General features: G+C 64.2%; 18 protein-coding genes. 15 read left to right on the top strand and 3 right to left on the bottom strand.

The features are described from left to right. The first annotated feature begins 72 nt into the window (after nt 1-72). From AC1RNP_RS00190 to AC1RNP_RS00145, 10 genes are all read left to right on the top strand, one after another. On the top strand, nt 73-921 hold the full coding sequence (locus tag AC1RNP_RS00190; RefSeq protein WP_493049197.1) for a hypothetical protein: 849 nt from the start codon (nt 73-75) through the stop codon (nt 919-921). Between the two features lie 253 nt (nt 922-1,174). Next, the gene (locus tag AC1RNP_RS00185) at nt 1,175-1,813 is read left to right on the top strand and encodes a YjfI family protein (RefSeq protein ID WP_493049196.1); all 639 of its coding nucleotides are present in this window, start codon (nt 1,175-1,177) and stop codon (nt 1,811-1,813) included. Then, nucleotides 1,810-2,544, top strand: coding sequence for a PspA/IM30 family protein (locus AC1RNP_RS00180; protein ID WP_493049195.1), 735 nt, complete (start codon nt 1,810-1,812; stop codon nt 2,542-2,544). The genes AC1RNP_RS00185 and AC1RNP_RS00180 overlap by 4 nt, the downstream gene beginning before the upstream one ends. Further along, the gene (locus tag AC1RNP_RS00175) at nt 2,541-3,173 is read left to right on the top strand and encodes a hypothetical protein (RefSeq protein ID WP_493049194.1); all 633 of its coding nucleotides are present in this window, start codon (nt 2,541-2,543) and stop codon (nt 3,171-3,173) included. Before AC1RNP_RS00180 ends, AC1RNP_RS00175 begins: the two co-directional genes overlap by 4 nt. A gap of 67 nt (nt 3,174-3,240) precedes the next feature. Further along, nucleotides 3,241-5,229 carry a flotillin family protein gene (locus tag AC1RNP_RS00170; protein WP_493049193.1) on the top strand — a complete coding sequence of 663 codons (1,989 nt, stop codon included), beginning with the start codon at nt 3,241-3,243 and terminating at the stop codon, nt 5,227-5,229. A gap of 96 nt (nt 5,230-5,325) precedes the next feature. Then, nucleotides 5,326-5,592 carry a hypothetical protein gene (locus tag AC1RNP_RS00165; protein WP_493049192.1) on the top strand — a complete coding sequence of 89 codons (267 nt, stop codon included), beginning with the start codon at nt 5,326-5,328 and terminating at the stop codon, nt 5,590-5,592. A 68-nt stretch (nt 5,593-5,660) separates the two neighbouring features. After that, nucleotides 5,661-11,078 (top strand): DNA repair ATPase, encoded by a 5,418-nt coding sequence (locus AC1RNP_RS00160; protein ID WP_493049191.1) that lies wholly within the window; start codon nt 5,661-5,663, stop codon nt 11,076-11,078. Next, the gene (locus tag AC1RNP_RS00155) at nt 11,078-11,863 is read left to right on the top strand and encodes a hypothetical protein (RefSeq protein ID WP_493049190.1); all 786 of its coding nucleotides are present in this window, start codon (nt 11,078-11,080) and stop codon (nt 11,861-11,863) included. The genes AC1RNP_RS00160 and AC1RNP_RS00155 overlap by 1 nt, the downstream gene beginning before the upstream one ends. Then, the gene (locus tag AC1RNP_RS00150) at nt 11,860-12,966 is read left to right on the top strand and encodes a toxic anion resistance protein (protein ID WP_493049189.1); all 1,107 of its coding nucleotides are present in this window, start codon (nt 11,860-11,862) and stop codon (nt 12,964-12,966) included. Before AC1RNP_RS00155 ends, AC1RNP_RS00150 begins: the two co-directional genes overlap by 4 nt. 3 nt (nt 12,967-12,969) lie before the next feature. After that, on the top strand, nt 12,970-13,662 hold the full coding sequence (locus tag AC1RNP_RS00145) for a phospholipase D-like domain-containing protein (protein WP_493049188.1): 693 nt from the start codon (nt 12,970-12,972) through the stop codon (nt 13,660-13,662). Nucleotides 13,663-13,672: 10 nt separating this feature from the next. On the opposite strand, the gene AC1RNP_RS00140 is transcribed toward AC1RNP_RS00145, so the two are convergent. Together AC1RNP_RS00140 and AC1RNP_RS00135 are read right to left on the bottom strand one after the other, a co-directional pair. Further along, nucleotides 13,673-14,641 carry a 3-oxoacyl-[acyl-carrier-protein] synthase III C-terminal domain-containing protein gene (locus AC1RNP_RS00140; protein WP_493049187.1) on the bottom strand — a complete coding sequence of 323 codons (969 nt, stop codon included), beginning with the start codon at nt 14,639-14,641 and terminating at the stop codon, nt 13,673-13,675. After that, complete coding sequence (locus tag AC1RNP_RS00135) at nt 14,641-16,470, bottom strand: thiamine pyrophosphate-binding protein (protein WP_493049186.1); 1,830 nt, start codon at nt 16,468-16,470, stop codon at nt 14,641-14,643. The genes AC1RNP_RS00140 and AC1RNP_RS00135 overlap by 1 nt, the downstream gene beginning before the upstream one ends. Before the next feature lie 206 nt (nt 16,471-16,676). Between AC1RNP_RS00135 and AC1RNP_RS00130 the strand changes: the two genes are divergently transcribed. Continuing rightward, on the top strand, nt 16,677-18,626 hold the full coding sequence (locus AC1RNP_RS00130) for a multicopper oxidase family protein (RefSeq protein ID WP_493049185.1): 1,950 nt from the start codon (nt 16,677-16,679) through the stop codon (nt 18,624-18,626). 110 nt (nt 18,627-18,736) lie between these two features. Here AC1RNP_RS00130 and AC1RNP_RS00125 read toward each other — a convergent pair whose 3' ends face one another. After that, nucleotides 18,737-19,453, bottom strand: a complete 717-nt coding sequence (locus AC1RNP_RS00125; protein WP_493049184.1) for an autoinducer binding domain-containing protein — start codon at nt 19,451-19,453, stop codon at nt 18,737-18,739. Nucleotides 19,454-19,710: 257 nt separating this feature from the next. Here AC1RNP_RS00125 and AC1RNP_RS00120 point away from each other — a divergent pair, with 257 nt between their 5' ends. The 4 genes from AC1RNP_RS00120 to AC1RNP_RS00105 all read left to right on the top strand — a co-directional run bounded on the left by AC1RNP_RS00120 (nt 19,711) and on the right by AC1RNP_RS00105 (nt 22,603). Next, on the top strand, nt 19,711-20,103 hold the full coding sequence (locus AC1RNP_RS00120) for a DUF4902 domain-containing protein (RefSeq protein ID WP_493049183.1): 393 nt from the start codon (nt 19,711-19,713) through the stop codon (nt 20,101-20,103). A 75-nt stretch (nt 20,104-20,178) separates the two neighbouring features. Continuing rightward, nucleotides 20,179-20,772 (top strand): acyl-homoserine-lactone synthase, encoded by a 594-nt coding sequence (locus AC1RNP_RS00115; RefSeq protein ID WP_493049182.1) that lies wholly within the window; start codon nt 20,179-20,181, stop codon nt 20,770-20,772. A gap of 129 nt (nt 20,773-20,901) precedes the next feature. Further along, nucleotides 20,902-21,822, top strand: coding sequence for an ACP S-malonyltransferase (locus AC1RNP_RS00110; protein ID WP_493049181.1), 921 nt, complete (start codon nt 20,902-20,904; stop codon nt 21,820-21,822). Then, nucleotides 21,815-22,603, top strand: coding sequence for an outer membrane lipoprotein-sorting protein (locus AC1RNP_RS00105; RefSeq protein WP_493049180.1), 789 nt, complete (start codon nt 21,815-21,817; stop codon nt 22,601-22,603). The genes AC1RNP_RS00110 and AC1RNP_RS00105 overlap by 8 nt, the downstream gene beginning before the upstream one ends.

The following is a 22,603-nucleotide window of genomic DNA, read 5'->3' as shown; positions in this document are numbered from 1 at the left end:
ACTTGCTAGCCGCTTGAATTCGTATCCGGCCCGCAGCAGACTGCGCCCAGCGAGAGCAAAGGGGGCTCGGCAATGGAACGCATCGGCTTGACGATCGTGCTGACGGCACTGTTGTCCGCACCGGCCTGGGCCGGACAGTTCAAGGAACAGGACACGCTGAAGCCCGACGAGGGCATCCTGGCCACCACGTTGACCTGCGGTCACCCGATCGCGGGCGTCCAGCTGTTCCGTGCCGGCAAATCCAGCGGTGGATTCTGGGGGCCGCTCAAGTCCGATGGCTCCATCGCTTGCAGGAAGGGCGCTTGGCTGATGCGGCTCAAGGCGGGGCGTTATTACGTCGGGCAGTTCTACAGCGGCACCGACAATCTGGCCGTTCCCGAAGACAAGTCGCCGCAGATCAACATCGAGGCCGGCAAGCTGAATTACGTCGGCGACCTGTATGCCGGCAATGTTTCCGTGGGCGATGTCGACGAGCAGACGATGATCCGCATCGCCGGCCGCATGCTGACCGCGCTCAATCACGAACCGCAGATGCGGGAGACGCTCGAACGCGAGCATGCCGGCGTGCTGTCGCGCTATCCACTCGTGGTGGACGCGGCGTTGTCGCCGGTGGTGCCGGCGGCTGCTGCGGCGGAACCGCTCGTGCCCGGTCAGATGCGGGGCATCATGACAGTGTCCGCTGCGCGCTGGAAACGCGGCGAGGATGGGCAGCCGCTGATCTGCCGGCGTCCGGTGCCGCTGCCGAAAGGCACCAAGCCGGCGCCGGGCGAAGAGCTGCAGTGCAGCGAGGAATACATCACTGCGGAAGCCTACGTCGTCGCCCAGAACGGGCCGGGCGCGCAATTGGGTAGCGTGCAGCCGCAAGGGGACGACAACAGCACGCTGGTCATGACGTTCACGGGGTCGCCGCCCGCCAAGTAAGGGCGGAGCAGGCCCGCCGAGGCTGGGGACACTAATCGGACACAGTGCTGTGCCGTCATGTATCGGAGCGTTTCCGCTTGCGCGGTTTGGAGCGGAGTAGCTGAGTTTTCGTACTCATCTGTCCTTACCTGAAAGAACCCGTGGCACCAGGCGGCTGTGGCAGGGGCGTCGACTTTGGGCTTGGGGCGACCGTCCATCAGAGCGGGCACGGAAGTAGTTGCAAATATTTCAGGAAAGATTTAAGTTTCATTTCATGAAAGTGCCTCGCCCGAAATCGTCGACCGAGTATGTCCGCGAATTCCGCGAACGCATGCGCCGCGAGGGGTTCGTCAAGAAGGATGTCTGGATCCTGCCGCAGCACGCTCCGGCCCTGGCCATGGTCGAGCGCCGCCTGCGCCAGCCCGGGGGCATGGGGTCGGGCCACGCCGAGGGCGAGGGCTTTCCGGCCTGGACGGCGCGTTCCCTGCACGCCGCCCTGGCCGATGCCGGGCCGGTGCGGGCGGGCGAAGTGGTGCTGGAACTGCTGGAGGGCGTCGAACCGAGTCTGCATCTGGTGATGCGCGAGTACGGCGATCTGCCGGTCTTCATCGCGGTGAGCGGCGAGCAGATCAGCGTCGAGTCGCTGATGTGGCCGGTGGAGGATGTGGCGGATCCGGCCGCGTTCAACGCGCACGTCCTGCGCACGCACAAGGTGCTGCCGCTGTCGACGATGGGTGTGGAGATTATCGGCGGTGTCGCCTGCTACATCATGTCCGGCTCGCTGGACACGCGCTCCAGCCTCGACAACGTGCTGTTCGAGATCGAGACGCTGGCCGAGAACGTCCTCGGCGCGGCGGAAGCCTATGCGCCGTTCCTGCGTCCGGAAGTCTTCGCCGTGGAGGCCGCCGCATGAACGCGCTGACCCGCATCTTCGGGCGTGTGCGCGAGCAGCTGGCCGAGCTTGGCGAATCGATCGCCGGCAGCCAGGCGCAACGCGAACTCGACGAGGAAATCCGAGGCATGGACGAGCGCCTGCGCGAATGGCGCGCGAGCCTCGCCGCGTTCCAGGCCAACCGTTTCACCACGCAGGAGCGCGTCGAGGCGGCGGAAGCGGCGATCGCGCAGCGCGAGGCGCAGGCGCTGGCCAGTCTGCAGGCCGGCAAGCACGCACTGGCGCGCGAGGTGGCGACGGCGATCGTGCAACTCGAGGAGCGGCGCGACGATGAAATCGTGGCGTTGTCCCGCATCGACGAGCACATCACGCAGATGCGGCATCTCATCGGGCAGGGCGAGAACGGTCTGCGCCGATTGCAACAACAGCTGGATACGCTGCGTGCCGCCGAGACCGTGCAGCGGGCGCAGGAGAGCGTCGTCGGACGTCAGCCCGGTGTCACGCGGCCGCAGACGGCGATCGAATCGCTGCTGCGCGCGCGCCGGCGCGAGCCTGCGCCGGAACTGTCCGCTGATGGACACGCGGCGGTGGACGATCCCGAACTGGATGCGCGCCTTGCGGCGGAAGGCATCGATGTCCGCGATGCGCGCATCCAGTTCGTGCTCGACCGCGTTGGCCAGCGCGTGATCGATACCTCGCGTCCAGGCGGACGCCGTGCCAAGCCGCGTGCAACTCCGGGGAGTTCTCGATGATCGCTTTCCTGCAGACCGTGCTGACGTTTCCCACGCTCATCTACAGCATCCTGCTGACCGTGTGCGTTCTGTACTGGTTGTTGGCGGCCACCGGGTTGGTCGATCTCGACGGGCCCGATCACGTGTTCGGCGGCGATGGCGACGGTGATCCGGGCGCGGCCGCGGCGATCGTGTCGAAGCTGGGATTGTCGGGCGTTCCCGTAATGATCGTGCTGACGGTGCTGAGTTTCTGCGGCTGGCTGGGTACATATTTCGTGCAGCTGCTTGTACTGCAGCACCTGCCGGCCAGCTTGCGCATTCCGCTCGGGATCGTCGTCGCCGTGGGGATGCTGATTCCCGGGGTGATCGCGACCTCGCTGCTGCTGCGCCCGCTCAGCCGCGTGCTGTTGCGGCTGCGTCCGCCACAGGAACCTTCAATCCTGGGACGCACCGCGATCGTCAGCACCCCGTCGGTCGATGCCGGCTACGGTCAGGCGACGGTGGACGACGGTGGTGCCGGGCTGGTGTTGCAGATCCGTTGCCAGGAAGCCGGTCGTTTCAAACGGGGAGATCGCGTGGTGCTGATCGAGTATCTCGACCAGCAGCACGCGTATCGGGTGATTTCCGAAGAGCAGTTCCAGAGCCTGTAACTGTATGTGCTTGAGTTCCAACCCTACAACGTAGGATCACTAAGGAGAGGTTGAAATGAGTGTGTCCATGGTCCTCCCGCTTTTGATCGGTGTGGTCGTCGTGCTGGCCGTGATGCTGGGTCTGTTCGGTCTGTTCAAGGCCTTCTACATCAAGGTCGACCAGGGCACCGCCCTGATCGTCAACGACATGAGCGCCACGCCGAAGGTGCGTTTCACCGGCGGGCTGATCATCCCGGTGCTGTATCGCGCGGAACACATGCGCATCAGCCTGATCACCCTGCAAGTGGATCGCCGCGGCAAGGAAGGACTGATCTGCCGCGACAACATGCGCGCGGACATCACCGTCGCCTTCTACCTGCGCGTGAACGAGACGCAGGCCGACGTGCTGCGCGTGGCCAAGGCCATCGGCGCCGATCGCGCTTCCGACAAGAACGCCGTCGACGAGCTGTTCAACGCCAAGTTCTCCGAGGCGCTGAAGACGGTCGGCAAGAAGTTCGAGTTTACCGATCTGTTCGAGAAGCGCCAGGAATTCCGCGACGAGATCATCAAGGTGATCGGCAACGACCTCAACGGCTACGTGCTCGAAGACGTGGCGATCGACTATCTCGAACAGACGCCGAAGAGCCTGCTCGACCCGAGCAACATCCTCGACGCCGAAGGCATCCGCAAGATCACCGAGCTGACCGCCACGCAGAACGTGGTGACCAACGAGCTCGAACAGAACGAGAAGCTGGCGATCACCAAGAAGAACGTCGAGGCGCGCGAAGCCACGCTGGCGCTGGAACGCCAGCAGGCCGAGGCCGAGGCGCGGCAGAAGCGTGAAGTGGACACCATCCGTGCCCGCGAGGAGGCCGAGACCGCGCGCGTGCGCGAGGAGCAGCGCCTGATCGCCGAGCAGGCGCGTCTCGCGGCCGAGGAACAGATCCAGATCCGCGATCAGAACCGCCAGCGCGAAGTGGAAGTCGCCGAGCAGAACCGCCAGCGCGCCGTCGCCATCGAGGCCGAGCGCGTGGCGCGCGCGCGCCAGCTGGAAGAAGTCACCACCGACCGTGAAGTGCAGCTGCAGGGCGTGGAGCGCGACAAGGTGGTCGAGACCGGCAAGATGGACGTGGCCAACATCACCCGCGAGCGCATCGCCATCGACAAGACCGTGGCGCAGGAAGAGGAGCGCATCAAGGAGGTGCGCACCGTCTCGCAGGCTGAGCGCGAGCGTCAGGCCAAGGTGATCGCGGCCGAAGCCGCGGCGCAGGAAGATCTGGTGCGCACCGTCAAGGAAGCGGAAGCCGCGGAAACGGCGGCGAAGTACCGGGCGGTGGAACTCACCACGCTGGCGCAGGCCGAAATGGACGCGGCCGCCAAGCAGTCCGATGCCAAGAAGCTGCTGGCCGAAGGCGTGAAGGCGGAAACCGCCGCGCCCGGGCTGGCCGAAGCGCAAGTGCGCGAGGCGACCGCGAGCGCGATCGAGAAGGTCGGTGTTGCCGAGGCGCGCGTGATCGAGGCCAAGGCCGAGGCCAACTACAAGCAGGGCAGTAGCGAAGCGCGAGTGCTGGCCGAGAATCTCGCCGCCAAGGCCGAGGGCGAGGAGAAGATGGGTCGCGCCAAGGCGACGGCGGTGGAGTCGGTGGGCGTCGCCGAAGCGAACGTCACGGTGAAGAAGCTCACCGCCGAGGCGGAAGGATTGACCGCGAAGTTCGGCGCGATCGATTCGCTGAGCGACAACGCGCGCGGTCACGAGGAATTCCGCATGACGCTCGAGACGCATCTGGAGCAGGCGATGGCGGCGATCGAGGCCGGACGCGAAGTGTCGAAGGAAAACGCGGAAGTGATCGCCACGGCGCTGCGCAACGCCAACATCGATCTGGTCGGTGGCGACGGCGGCCTGTTCGAGAGCTTCTCCAAGGCGCTGTCGCTGGGCAAGGCGGTGGAAGGCTTCGTCGGCAAGAGTCCGATCGCGCAGGACCTGCTGGAGCGCTTCCTCCGCGTGCCCAAGCCGGAGCCGCGCGAGCCGCAGGCACTGGTCGGGCGTGATACGCCGGAACTGGGCGAACCCGCCTGAAACCTTTGAGGCACTGTCCCGCGGCACTGTCGCCGCGGGACAGCGTGCTTTGATGCTTCGGGCCACTTCTACCGCGATCGATCGAGAGTTCAAGACATGAGCAAAGAGAACCGAGACTTCCTGGAAATGGCCTTCCGCTCGATCCGCTGCTTCAGCGACGACGGCCGTCTGGACGCGACCGAGCTGGGCAAGATCCTTGCCATTGCCGAACAGGATGGCGTGGTGGATGCCAATGAGCTGCGCGTGCTGGGCAACATCATCGCGCGCATCCAGCCGCACGAGATCGACGCGCCGATGCAGGCGCAGCTGGCCGATATCACCCGCAAGTTCGGCCTCCAGGCGCCAGGCGCGACCAAGGTCTGACCCCGTCGTTCCAGTCCCGTCTTTTCGCAGCCGCTCATTAACCGCCCAGGATCGGGCGAGGTATCACGATGTCGCAATCCGTCACGCCAGCCGTGCAAGACGCCGCCACCGAAACCAGCCAGGCCAATCAAACAGTCGATCAGGCGGTCGATCAGGCCGTCGCCCAGGGCGGCGCCTATGAAGTCCTGCGCCGCCGGCTGAGCGAGCAGGGCGAGCGCTTGCGGCAGACGGCCAACACGCTCAACCAGCGCCGCTTGCAGGAATTCGGCGACAGTCGTCTCGAGGCGATCGGGCGCCTGCGCATCCGCACCGAGAACAATTGCATCGGCCGCGACATCGTCCCGGTCGGCGATCTGCTGCTGTTCGGCTACAACGTCTTCATCGGCCTGAAGACCACCACGCGCGTGGAGGATGTGTTCGGCCTGTACAAGCTGGTGGAGGGCGCGGAAGGGTACGACGTCACGCCTGTGGAGATCGCGACGAGCTTCCTCGGCGACGCGGCCTTCGTTCGTGATTTCAACGAACTCTACGCGTATTACAAGGACGCGCGTCTACTGCAGCTCGACGTGACCGGCAGCAAGCTGCTCGCGGCATTCCAGATCGGTGCGCGCAGCAGCGACGTGCGTGTGTTCCGCTGGGCGATCTCCAACCAGGGCGAGCTGAGCTACATCGACATGCGCGGCGAGCGCGATCTGGTGCTGGCGCCGCCATTCGATTTCACCTGGACGCGCGCCACGCGCGAGTTGATGGTCAGCGGCCGTTTCCCGCACCTGAACATCCTCGACACGATCTTCGTCGAGACCAGCGGCGGCGATCTCACCATCAAGGTCGAGAACAATACCGAGCGCGGCGAGGGCATCTACAGCGAGCCGGTGGAGGACAAGACCCAGTCGCTGGACGACGCCGCGTTCGAATTCGCCCGCGTCGGCTCGCTGATCCTGCTGAAGGTATTGCCTTACCGCGAAACCGTCTGGCGCGGCCTGGTCTACAACACCTTGACCGGCAAGGTCATACGCAACGACGCCATCGTGCAGGCCTGCGTGCAGCTGCCGGAAGACCACGGCATCATTTTTCCGGGCGGCTACTACCTGCAGAACGGCGAGCACAAGGCCTTCGACGCCAGCATGGACGGCATGCAATTGCAGCGCTCGATCCGCTCGCCCAACGGCGAGGACGTGATGTACGTCTTCTACGAACATGAGGAAGGCCGCAGCGCGCTGTTCGTCTACAACATGATCCAGCGCAAGCTGCAGAATCCGTTGTTCGGCCATGGCCATGCGGTGTTGCAGGACGGTCGCATGGTGCTGTTCCACGCCGAAGGCGACGGCGCGACCCGCATCCATCCCATGCAGGTCTGGCAGACACCGTTCGCCAGCGCGGAGTTCGCCGCCAGTCGCCCGATGGGCACCAGTTTCATGGGCAAGATCGGCAACGCCGAGCTGGTGCGCGGTATTTCCAATCTGTTCGATCTCGGTCGCGAGATCGAGAGCTCCGAAGTATCAGTGCAGCGTTACCAGCTGCTCGTGCGCAATACCCGGCGCCTGTTCGATGCCCATCATTGGCTGGACGATGCCAACTGCGAAGGCGCGGCCACTCTGTTGCGCGAGATCAGCGCAACCGGCGAGTCGGTGCTGGACGAATTCGAGAAGGTCGAGAGCATCCGCCGTCAGTCGGATGCGGCGATGACGCAGGCGCGCGCCGACCACAAGGCGCTACTTGGTCGGTTGCTGCCGGAAAACTGGACGCAGGTGTCCGAGTTCGTGGAGGCGCTCAATGCCATCACTCGCCAGCGCGGCCATCTGCTGACCATCCGCGAATATCGCTATATCGACACCGCCGCGATCGACGCCATGGGCGCCGAACTGCAATCCGAGCACGCGCGTATCGGTGCGGCCACCGGCACCTTTCTTGGCGATGACAAGGCATTGCAGCCGTATGCGAAGCGCGTGGAGGAACTGGATGCCCTGGCCCAGCAGGCACAGACCGCGAAGCAGCTGAGCGAACAGGTGCAGGCGCTCCAAACCATGTCGGCCGACCTCGACATGCTCTCGGAACTGATCGCCGGCCTGCAGGTCGACGACGCCACGCAGCGCACGCGCGTGGTGGAGGCGATCTCGGCCATCTACGCGCGTCTCAACCAGGCCAGGGCGCGCGCCGAGCAGCGGCGCAAGACGCTGGGTTCTGCCGAGGCCGTCGCCCAGTTCGGCGCGCAGTTCGCGCTGTTCGGGCAGGCGATCACCAGCGCGCTCGGCCTCGCCAGCGATCCGGAACGCGCCGACGAACAGCTGTCGCGATTGATGGTGCAGCTGGAAGGGTTGGAAAGCCAGTTCGGCGAGCACGAACAGTTCCTCGACGACATCCTCGGCAAGCGCGAGGAGTTGCTGGAAACCTTCGAGTCGCACAAGCAGGCATTGCTCGACGAACGCCAGCGCAAGGCGCAGGCGGTGCTGGATGCCGCCGATCGCATTCTCGACGGCCTGGGTCGGCGCACGGAGAAATTCGCCAGCGCCGATGAGCTCAATGCCTTCTTCGCTGGCGATCCGCTGATCCTCAAGGTCCGCGAACTGGCCGATCGGCTGCGTGCGCTGAAGGACAGCGTCAAGGCCGACGACGTCGAGGCGCGACTGAAGAGCGCGCGCGATCAGGCCGTGCGGGCCTTGCGCGATCGCACCGATCTGTTCGAGGACGGCGGCAACGTCATCAAGCTCGGCCGTCACCGCTTCAGCATCAATACGCAGCCGCTGGATCTCACCTTGCTGCCGCGTGGCGATGCGCTGGCCCTGCATCTCACCGGCACCGATTTCATGCATCCGCTCCAGAGCGAGGAACTCGCCGCGCTGCGCGAATTCTGGCCGGTCACGCTGGAGTCCGAATCGCCGACGCTGTATCGCGGCGAATACCTGGCCGGCGAGTTGTTGGATGCGGCGGAAGCGGGACGGGACGGCCTCAGTCTCGATCTGCTGCAACGCCAGGTCTCCGACCCGGAAGCGCTGGCCAAGACCGTGCACGGGTTCGCCGCGCCACGTTACCGTGACGGCTACGAACGCGGCATCCATGATCACGACGCGACGCTGATCTTGCGCACATTGTTGACGCAGCGCGCAGCGGCTGGCGCTCTGCTTCACGCACCGGCGGCACGTGCGCTCGCCGTGCTGTTCTGGGCTGAGCACGGACAACGCGAGGATGCACATGGCTGGGTACAGCGACGCATGGCTGCTGGTGCCATGCAGGCACTCTTTGGTGCCCGCGCAGGGCTCGAAGCGCTGCGCGCGGAGATCGCAGAGGCCATCGCTAACCATATCCGGGATGCCGCGCTGGTCTTCGATCCAGCGCTCGCGCGCAAGGCGGCGGATTATCTGGTCGAGGAGCTGGGCGACGGCGAACCGGCCTTCGTGCTCTCGTGCTACGCGCGCGAGTTGCGCGAAGGATTGCATGCACGCCTGGCGGCCGCCGGCATGCAGGACGCCTTCGCGCGCACATTGACGGCATTGCCGACGGCCGCACGCTGGGTACATGCCTTGCATTGGCTGGAAGGGCTGTGTTCGCAATCGCAGTTCGCGCCGCTGGCCGCGTATGCGCCGGAAGCGGCGGCGCTGCTGCTTAGCGGATCGGCGTTGCGCCGTCGCGACAACGATACCGCCCTGCTGGCGATCATCGAAGGATTGCTCGGCGAGCATCCGCGCATCCAGGGCGGGCGCATGACGCTGGCGGCCGACGATCTGATCGAGCGTCTGTGCGTGCATCGTGACAGTTTCCTGCCCGGTTATCGCCGCTACCAGTCGATCCGCCAGGACGTCGTCACGCGCGAGCGCGAGGCGCTGCGGCTCTCGGAGTTCAAGGCGCGGCCACTGACCTCGTTCGTGCGCAACAAGCTCATCAACGACGTCTACCTGCGGATCATCGGTGACAATCTCGCCAAGCAGATCGGCACGATCGGCGAGGACAAGCGCAGCGACCTGATGGGTTTGCTGATGATGATCTCGCCGCCGGGTTACGGTAAGACCACGCTGATGGAGTACGTCGCTCATCGCCTCGGCTTGATTTTCATGAAGATCAATGGCCCCGCGCTGGGCCATGGCGTGCGTTCCATCGATCCGGCGCAGGCGCCCGACGCCACTTCCCGGCAGGAGCTCGAGAAACTCAACCTCGCGCTGGAAATGGGCAACAACGTGATGCTGTATGTCGACGACATCCAGCACACGCATCCGGAGTTCCTGCAGAAATTCATTTCGCTGTGCGACGGCACGCGCCGCATCGAGGGCGTGTGGAAGGGCGGCACCAAGACCTACGACCTGCGCGGCAAGAAGTTCTGCGTGGTGATGGCCGGCAATCCTTACACAGAATCCGGCGAGGTGTTCAAGATTCCGGACATGCTCGCGAACCGCGCCGACATCTACAACCTCGGTGACGTGCTCGGCGGCATGGAAGATGCGTTCACGCTCAGCTACATCGAGAACTGCCTGACCTCCAATCCGGTACTGGCGCCTCTGGCCACGCGTGATCTTGGCGATCTCTATCTCTTCGTCGACAGGGCGCAGGGCAAGGAGGTCTCGCTCAACGGCTTGAGCCACGCTTACAGTGGCGCTGAGAGCAACGAGATCGTCGCCACCCTGCAACGCCTGATGCAGGTGCGCGATGTGGTCTATCGCGTCAACCAGCAATACATCGCCAGCGCCGCGCAGTCCGACAAGTACCGCACCGAGCCGCCATTCAAGCTGCAAGGCAGCTATCGCAACATGAACAAGCTGGCGGAGAAGATTTCGCCGGTGATGAACGAAGCCGAGCTGCAGCAACTCATCGGTGATCATTATCTCGGTGAAGCGCAGCTGCTGACCATGGGCGCGGAGGAGAACCTGCTCAAGCTCGGCGAACTGCGTGGCACGCTGACGACCGAGGACGCCGCACGCTGGGCGCAGATCAAGCGCGAATTCCTGCGCAACAAGGCGATGGGCGCCGACGATGCCGATGTCGGCGGTCGCGTGGTGGCGCAATTAGCCGATATCGCCGGCGGTCTGCAAGCGATCGGCGATGCTGCGGCGCAACCGCCCGCGCCGGTCGTCGTGCCTCCACCAGCCGCTACGCCGGCCCCTTGGGATGCGTTGCTGGCATTGCTGCAACGCGTGGCCGATCGACCGTCGGCCGCATCCGAAACATCCGTATCGGGAACGACAACGACGAACATCACCGAAGCCTTGCCGCACACCTTGCGCGCTGCGGTCGAGCCCTTGCTGGAAGCATTACGCGCCAGTCACGACCAGCAGCAGAAAATCCAGACCATCATGTTGCAGCTGGTCGATGCGACCCGTGCCACCGGCATGGAGCCCAGGGCCAAGTCTTCCGGTGTGCGCAAACAACCGCATCGTCCCACGTCGGCGGAACTCCCGCTCGATGCGGCACTGGAAAGATTGGGCGATGCGGCATCCACGGAAGCGGCACCGGTCAAGACCTCGAGGCGCGGCATCGGCCCGGAGGCGGATCCCTCGTGATGCCCGACGCGCCAGGTTCCGAAGCGATGTCGCCCGAGCCAGACGATGGCCGTGACGCCGTGCGACAGATCGGCGCCGACATTCTTGCCGCTGTCGACCTGGCCACCATCAACGCGCGCCTGGCGCAGCTGCCATCGGGCGCGCTGCTTGCCGAGCTCGAGCGCGTCCTGGCGGCGATCGATAGCGGCGATCCGGTGCGGCGCCGCCAGCGCGCCGGCGTCTTCGGCCGCCTCATCGGCCGCGATCTGGTCGCCGAAGCCCAGGCCGATTCAGTCGAGAACCGCGTTCGGCTGCATGCCCTCGCGGCACAGGCGCACGCCGACGCACTCATCGGCGGGCGCGCCGAGTTGAAGACGCTGTCGGCCTCCCTGCAACAGCAGATCGAGCGCCTGAACGACTTGCTGGCGCGCGAACGCGTGGCACCACCGGCGACGGCCAAAAACGAGGCGGCCCGGCAGCGCCGTCTGCAGCACCTCGATGCCATTCTCGCTTCGTGGCGGATGAGCGTGTCGCAGATCGCCATGGTGTGCGACCATGCCGCCGCGCTGCTCGATCGCCATGCGCAGCTGCGCGACGTCCTGGTGCCGCTCTGGCGCCAGCGTGCTTCCGCCGAAGCCGTCGCCGCGCAACTCGATCGCGAACGCGCGGCCGCGATCGCCGACGTTCGCGACGCCTTGCGCGCGCAACTCGCCTCGCTGCACATCTCCGCTTCGCGCCTTCCCGCAGACGGACTTCCCACAAACGCGACACCCATCGAACGCATACCCAAGGAGCCATCGCCATGACCCAGCCCACCACGGACGTCGTCGTACTGCCCGCCTCGGGCCTGCCGGACGAAGCCGCGTTGACGGCGCTCGGTCTCACCACCGCCGATACCGCGCGCATCGTGGAGATCAGCCGCACGCTGCAGGATCTCGCCCCGGCGGGCATCCAGGGGTTCGGTCGCGACGCGGCCGCCAAGACCACGGCGTTTTCCAGCCAATTGCTCGACCAGGTGCGCAACCGCGATCTCGACGGGACTGGCGACAAGCTCGGCGAGGTCGTGCGCATCGCGCGCACGCTCAACCTGCAGAAGCTTGGCGCGCGCTCGAAGCTGCCGATCGTCGGACCGCTGATCGACCGGATGCGGGCGTCCAAGGGCGAGCTGGTACAGAAGTTCAGCAATACCAATCAGCAGATCGAGCAGCTGATGCGCGACGTTTCGCGCCAGCAGGAGGACCTGGGCAAGCGCGTCAGGGAGTTCGACCGCATGCACGAGATCGTGCGCGAGGAGCGTCACGATCTCGGCGTACACATTGCGGCTGGCCGCCTGCGCATGGCCACTCTCGAAGAGGAGCGGCGCGGGTTGGCGGACAAGGACGACCCGGAATCGCGCACGCGGCGCTCGGAACTCGACAACGCGGCGCGCCTGCTCGACAAGCGCATCGGCGATCTGGTGCTCCTGCAGCATGCGGCCGACCAGTCACTGCCGACTATCCGCATCATCCAGGCCAACGCGATGCTGCTCATCGAGAAGTTCGCCGCGGTGCGCGACATCACCATCCCGGCCTGGAAGCGCAGCTTCGCCATCCAGCTGTCGCTGCACGAACAGAAGAACGCAGTCGAACTGGCCACAGCCATCGACGACGCCACCAACGAGATGATGCGCAGGAATGCCGATCTGTTGCACGAGAACTCGGTGGCCACCGCCAAGGCCAACCAGCGCGGCGTGATCGATATCGAAACCCTGCAATACGTCCATGACCAGCTGATCAAGACGGTCGAGGACGTGCGAGAAATCCATCGGGAAGGCATCGAGAAACGGCGTCAGGCCGAGCGCGATCTCACCCAGATGCGCGAGGACGTGCAGAAACGTCTGGCCGCGCCCACGATCGAGCCGGCGGCGTAAGCGATGGATTTCGGCCGGCTCGATGAAGTCCTGCGCGCCAGCGTCGCGGATTTCAATCTCGACAACGAGGAGCGCTTCGAGCTGCGGGAGGTCGGCGCGCGCCTCGACGCCGAACGCATCCGCTATCTGCGCAACCGCGCCTTCGAGATGGCGCGAGAGCTGGTGCTGGCCGATGGCACCGGCACCCTGGACGTGCTGCGCTGGCTCGAACAGGTGGTCAAGACGCTCGACCTCTCAACCGCGACCGCCGTCGCGGCGACGACGGCATTCTTCACACCCGGCGAGAGCTGCCTTCGCAAGCTGCGCGAACTGTGTCGCAGCAGCCGGCACAGCATCGATGTCTGCGTCTTCACCATCGCGGACGATCGCTTGAGCAGTGAGCTTGTCGCCGCGCATGGCCGCGGCGTGCGCGTGCGCATCATCAGCGACAACGACAAGCGCTTCGACGAAGGCAGCGATATCGCGAGACTGGCATCGGACGGCATCGAGGTGAGGCTGGACGATGCACCCTCCCACATGCATCACAAGTTCGCGCTGTTCGATGGCGAGCAGCTTGCCAACGGGAGCTTCAACTGGACGCGCAGCGCGAGCAGCTCCAATCAGGAGAATCTGATCGTCAGCCGGGATGCGTACCTGATGCGTTGTTTCGGCATGCAGTTCGAACAGCTGTGGGAGCGGTTTCCGGCGCTGTCCTGACGATATCGTTCTATACCCGCAGCAGTACCGCCACCTGTGCCACGCTGCCGATCCCGATGCCGTAAAGGACGAGATAAGGCGTGCGCAACTGTTTGCGGTAGCGGGCGAGGGTGAAGGGGACGGAGGCGAAGATCAGATTGCCCGCATCTTCGAGGGTGTCGAAGTAGTCGCGCGGGCGGATTTTCGCGTTCCAGTGATCCATCAGCTTGCGGCTGGCCTGGTGGCCGATGAAGGTGATGTCGTCTCCGCGCAGGCCGGCGCGTTCCAGTAACCGTCCGACGAGTGCGGGCGCACCCTCCATGCCCAGGCTGAGGAAGGTGCGCATACCGTCTTCCTCGAGCGCGAAGGTCGGCTGTTCCGCCCCGGTGCCCGCGCGCGAGCGCAACGTCATGGCCTGGTACTGCGAGCCGAGCGTTTCCGCTTCCCAGTCCTGCACGATCAGAGATTCGCTTGCGCCAAGCACGACAGCGGCGGCACCGTCGCCGATGCCGAAGGCGCTGCCGCGACGGTAATCCATGTTGCGCGTCCAGCCGGCGCCTGTGGCGATCAGCGGATGTTGGCAGTGTCCGGACTTGAGCGCTTCCCAGGCAGTAATCAGGCTCAGCACGAAGTTGGTGAATTCACCTTGCAGCGGCAGCGTCATGAGGTTCGGGCGCAGGCCGAGGAGTTCGTGCACGCGATACAGTTCGGCCGGTGCGAGGTATTCCGACAGCGAGACGGCGCCGTAGAGGCGATCGATCTGTTCCGTGGCCAGTTGTGCGTCCGCGAGTGCCGCGCGCGCGGCATCGGCCGCCAGTTCCGCGAGCGTCTCATCCAGCCCGAGTACGTGATGCTGACGATTGCCGTAGAACAGCGCGGCTTCGCTGATGCCGTTGCTGGCGGCTTCCTGGCGGATGTGGTCGAAGATCGGGTCCTCGCTCGTGCGCACACGTTTGGGCAGGGCGGTGCCGAGCCCGACGATGCCGAACTCCTGCGCCATCACGCGGCTCCCGGCGGGCCGCCACCCGCGGCCTTGGCGACGGAACTGAAACGATCGCCGTAGGGTGGGCAGACACGATGATCGATGTGCGCGACGACGACCTGCGGTTGTTTGTCCGTTTCGGCGCGCTCGAACGCGTCGGCGAGGCAGGGCCAGAGTTGGCTCGGGCGGCGCACGGCATGGCTGCGTGCACCAAGTGCGCGCGAGAACGCTTCGAGATCGAGCGTGCCCAGCGAGTAGTAGGGATCGTCGATCGAATAGGCGCGATCGGCGCTGGCCCGTTCGCCATGATTGACCGTGCCGAGATAGTTGTCCTGCAACACGATCGTGACGGTGCCGATGCCGTATTTCGCGGCCACACCGATCTCGCTGCCATTCATCAGGAACGCGCCATCGCCCACCAGCGAGACGGCGCGCCGTTCAGGGCGCGCGATCTTGCCGCCGATCACTGCGCCGCAACTCCATCCCATCGATGACAGTCCGCAAGGGATGAAGATGCGCGCCGGCGGCCGCACGCAGAGATAGTTCGCGGCCCAGGCGGTGCAGTTGCCCATGTCGACGTAGAGATCGGTGTCCGGACGCAGCACGCGATTGAGTTCGCGCATTACGTGCTGTGGCTTGAGCCGGTTCTGATCGGAGGTGTCATCCTCAATCGGCTGCTCTTGTGGTCTCGGCAGGCTTTGCAGCTGTGCAATTTCTTCGAAACGGCGCGCATCGGGCGCGGGCGCCTGCAGGTCTCGCGCCAGCGAGATCAGCGTGCGCAGGAAAGCGCCGGCCTCGGCGACGATCGGCACCTGTGCCGGTCGCGTCTGGCCGATGTTGGCGAGCTTGAGATCGACCTGCACGAGCGTTGGGATGCTGTGCAGCGCGGCCGAGAACCCTTTGCTCGACCATTCGCCGAGACGGCTGCCGATCACCACCAGCAGATCGACACCATGCTCCAGATAACGATCGGCGCGCGCACTGCCGCCGATGCCGTAGACGCCGAGCGACAGTGGATGGTCTTCGTCCAGCAGTCCCTTGCCACGCACGCTGGTGACGGTGGGCAGGCAATGCGTCTCGATAAACTGGCTCAGGCTCTCGTGCAAGTCGGGCATCGCTTCGCGCGCGCCGGAGCCCAGGTACAGCAGTGGCCGTTTGGCGCGGCGGATCATGTTCAGGACCGCGCGCGTTTCTTCCACGCACACGTTGTGCGCATGCCGTGTGGCCGAGACCGGCGGAATCTTCGTTCCCGTCGGAATCGGCTGATTGCCGATGTTCGCGGGCAGGCACAGATGCGCCGCGCCGGCCGGCCTGGAACAGGCGGTGCGCATTGCGCGCGCCAGCAGGCGCGGGAAGCTGCGCACGTCGCTCACCAGCGTGGAGCTGGCGGTGCAGTGTCGCAGCATTTCCACGGTATTGATGCCGTTCTCCGATGTACTTTCCTGGATCGCGGATTGCCCGAAGCGGTCGGTCGCGGTCTGTCCGCTCAGCAGCAGTAGCGGCACGTTGTCCAGCTGCGCGGACGCCACACCGGTGATGGCATTGGTCGCGCCGGGACCGGCGGTGACCGTGCACACGCCGAGTTTTCCACCGGAGCGCGCGTAGCCATCCGCCATGAAGGCGGCGCCGGCTTCGTGATTGGCGATGAAGTAGCGCACGCGCTGTTGCCGGCGCAATGCCTGTGTCAGCGCCGAGATGTGTCCGCCCGGCACGCCGAAGACCGCATCGACACCTTCGGCATGCAGGCTGTCGAGAAAATGATCGACAGCGGATACCGGGCGCGGAGGCCTGGACGCGGTAACGGGTTCCGCATCGGCGATCTCGGGTCGGGCGTCGGTGAGTTCCATCGCGGCCTCCACAGGCTCGGCGTATCGCACTGGCTTCCATCATGCGCAGCTCGCGGCGGCGGCTTCACCTGACAAAGTTCGCAGGTGCCTGACATGGCGCTGTCGTCTAGATTTGCTAGCGACGTGACGGTGGTAGCGGTTTTGAATCCCATCCTCGACCGGAGTCACGTCCGTGATGGGTTGACCTCTGCTTCCAGGAACTCCCGATGTCTGGTCTGGTCCGCTTCTGTCTGGTGTGTAGCATGGCGACGGCATGGTCGAGCGCGTCCGCGCAGGGCGGTTCGCAAGTCGTCGCCGAACCGCCGCAGGCCGTGATCGTGCGTGCCGACGATGCCGATGGCGGCCTCAAGCGGGTGGCGGGCGTGGCGCCGATGTCCGGAGGTGGCGCCCGGCTGATGCTGGATCTGCAATACACCGACTCGCAGATCTTCAATCCGGCCACTGGCCGTTTTGACAAGGTCCATCTGCGTTCCTACCGAAACCCGGGCAGTGCCACGCCGGCCGTGCCTTTCGTGGCGCCAACAATCTCCGTCTATCCGGGCGAAACGGTGCGCGTGAGCCTCAACAACAAGCTGCCGCGGGAAACGGGGTGTTCGCTCGCGGATGCGCCGCCGGACAACCACAACATTCCGCACTGCTTCAATTCCTCGAACCTGCATGCGCACGGTTTGTGGATCAGCCCCAGCGGCAACAGCGACAACGTGCTGATCACATTGCGTCCCGGTGTGAGTTTTCAGTACGAGTACAACATTCCCGCCGATCATCCCGCTGGCACGTACTGGTATCATCCGCACCAGCACGGATCGACCGCGCTGCAGGTATCCAGCGGCATGGCCGGCGCGCTGGTCATTCGCGGCACGCGCCTGCCGACATCCGCGCGAACCGGCGATATCGATACCTTGCTGCGGCAAAGCAGCGGCGCATCCGTGCCGGAGCGCGTGGTGCTGCTGCAGCAGGTGCAGTACGCCTGTCGCGACACGACGGGCAAGATCAAGACGCAGAAAAGCGCCGACGGCAAGACCGTGTCCTGGATTTGTGATCCGGGCGATGTCGGCGGCCTGGAAGGCTACGATCAGTTCGGTCCCTTCAGCTGGGGGGAGTCCGGCCGCTACACCAGCATCAATGGCCGCATCTTGCCTGTCTTCACCGACGTGCGCGCCGGCAGCATCGAACGTTGGCGCATCATCGACGCCGGCGTGCGCGACACCATCCAGGTGCAGTTCCGCAAGCTGCGCATGAGCGCGGCGGCGCCCGGGAAGCTACGGCCTGCTCAGCAGAACAAGTGGATTTCCGAAAATTGCACGGGCGAACTGCTATCGCAATGGGAGATCGCCGCGGACGGCCTGACGCACGGTCAGATGATCCACAAGACCAGCAACACGATGCAGCCGGGTTATCGCAGCGATGTGCTGATGGTGTTCCCGGAGGCAGGGAACTATTGCATGCTCGATGCCGCGGCGCCGGCCGACGGCAATGTCAATGCCGTGCTCGAGAGCCGGCAGCTGCTGGGTTTCGTCTCGGTCGGCGAGGGCACGAATGTCACTGGCGATCCGCAAGCCTATCTGCGCGACCAACTGGTCGCCGCCGCGCAACGCTTCATGCCGCCCTCGATCGCGGCGAGCGTGGTGGCCGATTTGCGGCAAGACCTGCGCACGCGCGCCTTCATGCCGCACCCGAGCATCACCGACGACGAAATCACCGGACACCAAAGCGTGACGTTCAACATCGATCTGGCCAAATCGCCACCGGAGCCGACCATCGACGGCAAGCTGTTCGACCAGAACAATGTACGGACATTGGTGTTGGGCGATGTCGAGGAATGGACGCTCGCGTCGAAGTTCATCGGTCATCCGTTCCACATCCACGTCAATCCATTCCAGATCGTCAAGATCCTGGATCCGGATGGCAACGACGTCAGTGCGAGTGGCGAACCGGGCGATTCGCAATACGCGAATCTCAAAGGGACATGGAAAGACACGATCTTCGTCAAGCAGGATTACAAAGTCGTCGTGCGTTCGCGCTACCGGCGCTACACCGGCGACTTCGTCCTGCATTGCCACATCCTCGATCATGAGGACCTGGGCATGATGCAGATGGTGCGTGTGGTATTGCCGGATGGCGAAGGAGGCGCGATGCCGGTGGGACACCATCACTGAACAAAGGCGGATATGATGGGGACAGGGGAAACATCGGAGGCGCGAGGAGAACGATGAAACGCGAACGGCGATACTCCGAAGGCTCCGACGTTGTCGGAGCGGGCAGACAGTTACATCAGCAGCAGGCCAAGCACGACGGCACGAACGACAGCCGCGGTCTTGTTGGTCGCGTTCAACTTGATCATGGCATTGTTGATGTGGAAGTTGACCGTGCGCTCGGTGATGCCGACGATCTGCGCGATCTCGCCAGAAGTCTTGCCCTCCGCAGTCCAGCGCAGGACCTCCACTTCCCGCTCCGACAGCTTCTGCGTGGTTTCCGGCATCAGTTTGCCGGCCAGGCAACTGGCCATGCCCTGGTGGGCTGTCTGCGAGAGCCACATCATCTTCAAACCCTTGTCCTTGAGTTCGGCTTCGGAGAGCGGGTCGTCGGAGCGCGCCAGCGTGAGCATGCCGCGCGTGCCATCCGGGCTGCTCGAGGCTTGTGCCCAACCGAATCGCAGTCCGAACGAATAAGCGTCTTCCCAGAATTCCGGCGACGAAGCGGAGGTGCTGTCTGACCAGGTGGTCGGCAGAAGCGAGCGCATCCCTTGCTGCACGGTGGGATCGACGGCGAGATAGTTCTTTTCCTGGTACAGCTTCTGCCAGGCAACCGGATAATTGTTGAACATCACGGTCTTGGGTTGCGTCAACGGCAAAGGCGTGCGCATTCCATAGGCGCAATAAGTGAACCCGAGATCTTGCGCGATCGAAGTGATTTTCTTGAACAAAGCTTCTTCGCCACGAGTGGACAGCAACGCGTGAAGCAGCTCTTCATTCCAGGTGGTCATGGCGCCTCCCCAGGCCCAATCTGTCGCAAACGATGACGTAAGTCACGATTCGGCCTCAATCTAAGGGAACGTAATGTCTGCGGCGCGTGAAAGATCTACTCCCCCAAAAGTAGATCGGGTTTTTGGATCGATAACTGTCAGAACTGACACTACTACGCTAAAGAAGCCATATGTATCTTGCGTGACCAAGTAATCAAAATTACTCATGAGCACAATGTTTTTCTTTATTAAATACGCGGTCGCAGGGATGCCATTGGATGATTAAGCTCGCCGAAAACGGGATCGTCCGTCTGAAGCTGGCCGCGCTTCTGGATCTCCCTCTAGTGCATTTGCTCTCGGGGTTGGACGAAGACTTGCACGAACAAAGTCTTCACGGCGCCACGCGCGCGACGATCTCAGGCTATACCGAATGGGTGACGCGAAGCGTGCCCGTCATCACGCTGGGATGGGACTGGAAACTGGACACCTTGCGCGGGAGTCCGGACCTCGTGCGCGTGGGTGAACCGCGCAGCAATGTCATGCTCGTCGATGTGCGCGGCAGCGATCTCGGCTTCGACAAAACTTCCGTACTGATCGAATCCGCGATCGATTCATTGCCGTGGCAGCCGGTCGTGATGAAGACGATCGACGCGCGTTATTCGAGCCCCTGATAACGTTGACAGTTACGTGATTGATCTTTCACTCGCAATACTCCTAATCGCCATCCAAAAAATGAGCGGGGAGATATGCGAGTCATTTCAGGTGCTCCGGCGACGCTTCCAGAAGGGGTGCATGCGAAGGTCGCGAATTATCGTCACAAGATTTTTGTCGAGCGGCTGGGCTGGCAGCTGCAGACACAGAACAACGCAGAGCTTGACCAGTTCGATCGTCCCGACACGATCTATGTCGTAGCACAGGACAGCGACGGTCGCGTTTCAGGCTGCGCGCGACTGCTGCCCACCAACCGCCCTTATCTTCTGGGCGAAATCTTCCCGGAGCTGTTGAACGGGCTTCCGGCGCCGAATTCTCCCGAGGTCTGGGAGCTCTCGCGTTTTGCGGCGGTGGATCCGGACAATCCGGCCAATACGGCGCGTGGGCAGCTTTCGTCGACCACCGCGATCAAGCTGCTGCATGAGGCGATCGCCTGTGCGGCGCGTCATGGCGCGAAGCATCTGATCTCCGTGTCCCCGATCGGCATCGAGCGGCTGCTGCGCGCGGCGGGCGTGCGCGCGCATCGCGCCGGTCCGCCACTGGTGATCGGTGATCATCCGATCTTCGCGTGCTGGATCGAAATTCCCTCGGCTGTCGCGGCGGCGGCGTCCGCCGAAATCGCTGCCTGAGCACGACACGCCGCCCATGTCTCGCGCAGCCTCCCAATACATGCCCATGCGCCTCGGAAGGCGCTCGCTCCGCATGCAGCGGAATGGCGCTGTGAGCGCGAGCGCGCATACGTTTCGCGAGAGCGCGTCATGATCGCGAAGACGGCCTGGGTGTTCCCGGGGCAGGGTGCGCAATATCCCGGCATGGGGCGTGGCTTTCCGTTCGCCGTCGCCGTCGTGCACGGCATCTTCGAGGAAGCCGAAGCTCTGTGCGGACAACCGCTGCGCCGATTGGCGCAGGAAGCTTCGGCCGACACGTTGCGTGATCCGGCCGTACTCGAGCCGATGCTCACCGCATTCGCATTGTCCTACGCCGCGCTCTTGCAGGAGCGTGGACATCAACCATCGGCGGTGGCCGGATACAGTGCCGGCGCCATCGCCGCATTGTGCTGCGCCGGCGTGATCGATCGCACCAGTGCGCTGACGATCGCCGCGCGCCGTGGACGCTTGCTGCGCGAAGTCGCGCCATGCCATGCGGGGCGGTTGACGGCCGCATTCGATCTTTCCGCCGAGAAACTGCTTGCCGTCACGGCAGCGGACGATGTCGAGGTCGCCGGCTGGAACGCGCCCGATCACCTGACGTTCGTGGCGAGCGAGTCGGCGATGCGGGACGTGATCGAGAAGATTGCGGCCGCGGGCGGACACTGCTTTCCCGTCGATGTCGCGGGTGCCTGGCACAGCGAGCGCGCCGCGCCGGTGGCCGAGCATGTCGCGCGCCTGCTGCGGGATTTCGAATTCAAGACTCCGCGGATTCCCTTTTACTGCAGCGTCAGCGGGACGCGGGAATCGGTACCGGAACATCTTCGCGCGCATCTGGCTGCGCAGATCCATCGCCCCGTGATGTGGCATGCCGCGATCGGCAACCTGCGCGCGCGCGAGGGCATCGATCGTTTTCTGGAGGTCGGCTGCGGGAGAACCCTGCACGGCCTCACCCGCCGTGTCGCGGCCTTCGCCGGCGACGCACTGTCCTTTCTCAATCTGTATCAACACCTGGAGCCTGCACATGCGTAAAGCAATCCTGACCTCGGCCCTGCTTCTGGCCTCGGCGCTCGCCAGCGCCAGCATCAAGCCGGGCGATCCCAAACTCACCGGCGAAGGCATCGAGCGCGATCAGGACAAGATGCAGAGCGGCTATATCGGCGAAACGCGCGATATGACGCTCACCCTGATCAGCGCCGATGGCAAGGAGACGGTGCGCAAGCTGACCTTCGAAGGGTTCGAAGGCCCGAACCGCCGCGACAAGACCGTCATGCGCTTTGTCTATCCCGCCGACATGAAGGGCGCGGCAGTACTGACGCACGAGCAGGGCTCCGGCGACGACGATCAGTGGCTGTTCCTGCCGGCGATCAAGCGCGTCAAGCGCATCGCTTCCAGCAATCAGAGCGGCTCGTTCATGGGGTCCGAGTTCTCCTATGAAGACTTGGTCGTGCGCCAGTTCGACAAGTACACCTTCAAATACCTCGGTGACGAGGTGATTGACGGCAAGGATTGCTACGTCATCGAGCGCATTCCGAAGAACAAGAATTCGGGCTATTCCAAGGTCGTCCGCTGGCGCATGAAGGACAACCTGCAGGAGCTGCGCACGGACTATTTCGACCGCAAGGGCGAGTTGCTCAAGCGCCGCAAGATGGAAGGCCATCATCTGGTGGACGGTTTCTGGCGCGTCACCAAGGTCACCGTCACCAACGTGCAGACCAACAAGAAGTCGACGATGAGCTTCGACACGGTTGCGGTGAAGCAGAAGCTGCCGGAGCAGGAGTTCAGCGTGCAGGAATTCAACGCGGTGCAATGA

The sequence above is a fragment of the Luteimonas sp. GW821-FHT14E02 genome (assembly GCF_058803905.1).
This window is presented reverse-complemented; position numbering and strand designations above follow the sequence as displayed.

Coding starts and splice junctions, on each gene's coding strand:
- AC1RNP_RS00155 (WP_493049190.1), top strand. CDS start 11,078: ATGCCCGACGCGCCAGGTTCCGAAGCGATGTCGCCCGAGCCAGACGAT.
- AC1RNP_RS00160 (WP_493049191.1), top strand. CDS start 5,661: ATGTCGCAATCCGTCACGCCAGCCGTGCAAGACGCCGCCACCGAAACC.
- AC1RNP_RS00190 (WP_493049197.1), top strand. CDS start 73: ATGGAACGCATCGGCTTGACGATCGTGCTGACGGCACTGTTGTCCGCA.
- AC1RNP_RS00135 (WP_493049186.1), bottom strand. CDS start 16,470: ATGGAACTCACCGACGCCCGACCCGAGATCGCCGATGCGGAACCCGTT.
- AC1RNP_RS00120 (WP_493049183.1), top strand. CDS start 19,711: ATGATTAAGCTCGCCGAAAACGGGATCGTCCGTCTGAAGCTGGCCGCG.
- AC1RNP_RS00170 (WP_493049193.1), top strand. CDS start 3,241: ATGGTCCTCCCGCTTTTGATCGGTGTGGTCGTCGTGCTGGCCGTGATG.
- AC1RNP_RS00175 (WP_493049194.1), top strand. CDS start 2,541: ATGATCGCTTTCCTGCAGACCGTGCTGACGTTTCCCACGCTCATCTAC.
- AC1RNP_RS00115 (WP_493049182.1), top strand. CDS start 20,179: ATGCGAGTCATTTCAGGTGCTCCGGCGACGCTTCCAGAAGGGGTGCAT.
- AC1RNP_RS00130 (WP_493049185.1), top strand. CDS start 16,677: ATGTCTGGTCTGGTCCGCTTCTGTCTGGTGTGTAGCATGGCGACGGCA.
- AC1RNP_RS00185 (WP_493049196.1), top strand. CDS start 1,175: ATGAAAGTGCCTCGCCCGAAATCGTCGACCGAGTATGTCCGCGAATTC.
- AC1RNP_RS00140 (WP_493049187.1), bottom strand. CDS start 14,641: ATGGCGCAGGAGTTCGGCATCGTCGGGCTCGGCACCGCCCTGCCCAAA.
- AC1RNP_RS00105 (WP_493049180.1), top strand. CDS start 21,815: ATGCGTAAAGCAATCCTGACCTCGGCCCTGCTTCTGGCCTCGGCGCTC.
- AC1RNP_RS00125 (WP_493049184.1), bottom strand. CDS start 19,453: ATGACCACCTGGAATGAAGAGCTGCTTCACGCGTTGCTGTCCACTCGT.
- AC1RNP_RS00145 (WP_493049188.1), top strand. CDS start 12,970: ATGGATTTCGGCCGGCTCGATGAAGTCCTGCGCGCCAGCGTCGCGGAT.
- AC1RNP_RS00110 (WP_493049181.1), top strand. CDS start 20,902: ATGATCGCGAAGACGGCCTGGGTGTTCCCGGGGCAGGGTGCGCAATAT.
- AC1RNP_RS00165 (WP_493049192.1), top strand. CDS start 5,326: ATGAGCAAAGAGAACCGAGACTTCCTGGAAATGGCCTTCCGCTCGATC.
- AC1RNP_RS00150 (WP_493049189.1), top strand. CDS start 11,860: ATGACCCAGCCCACCACGGACGTCGTCGTACTGCCCGCCTCGGGCCTG.
- AC1RNP_RS00180 (WP_493049195.1), top strand. CDS start 1,810: ATGAACGCGCTGACCCGCATCTTCGGGCGTGTGCGCGAGCAGCTGGCC.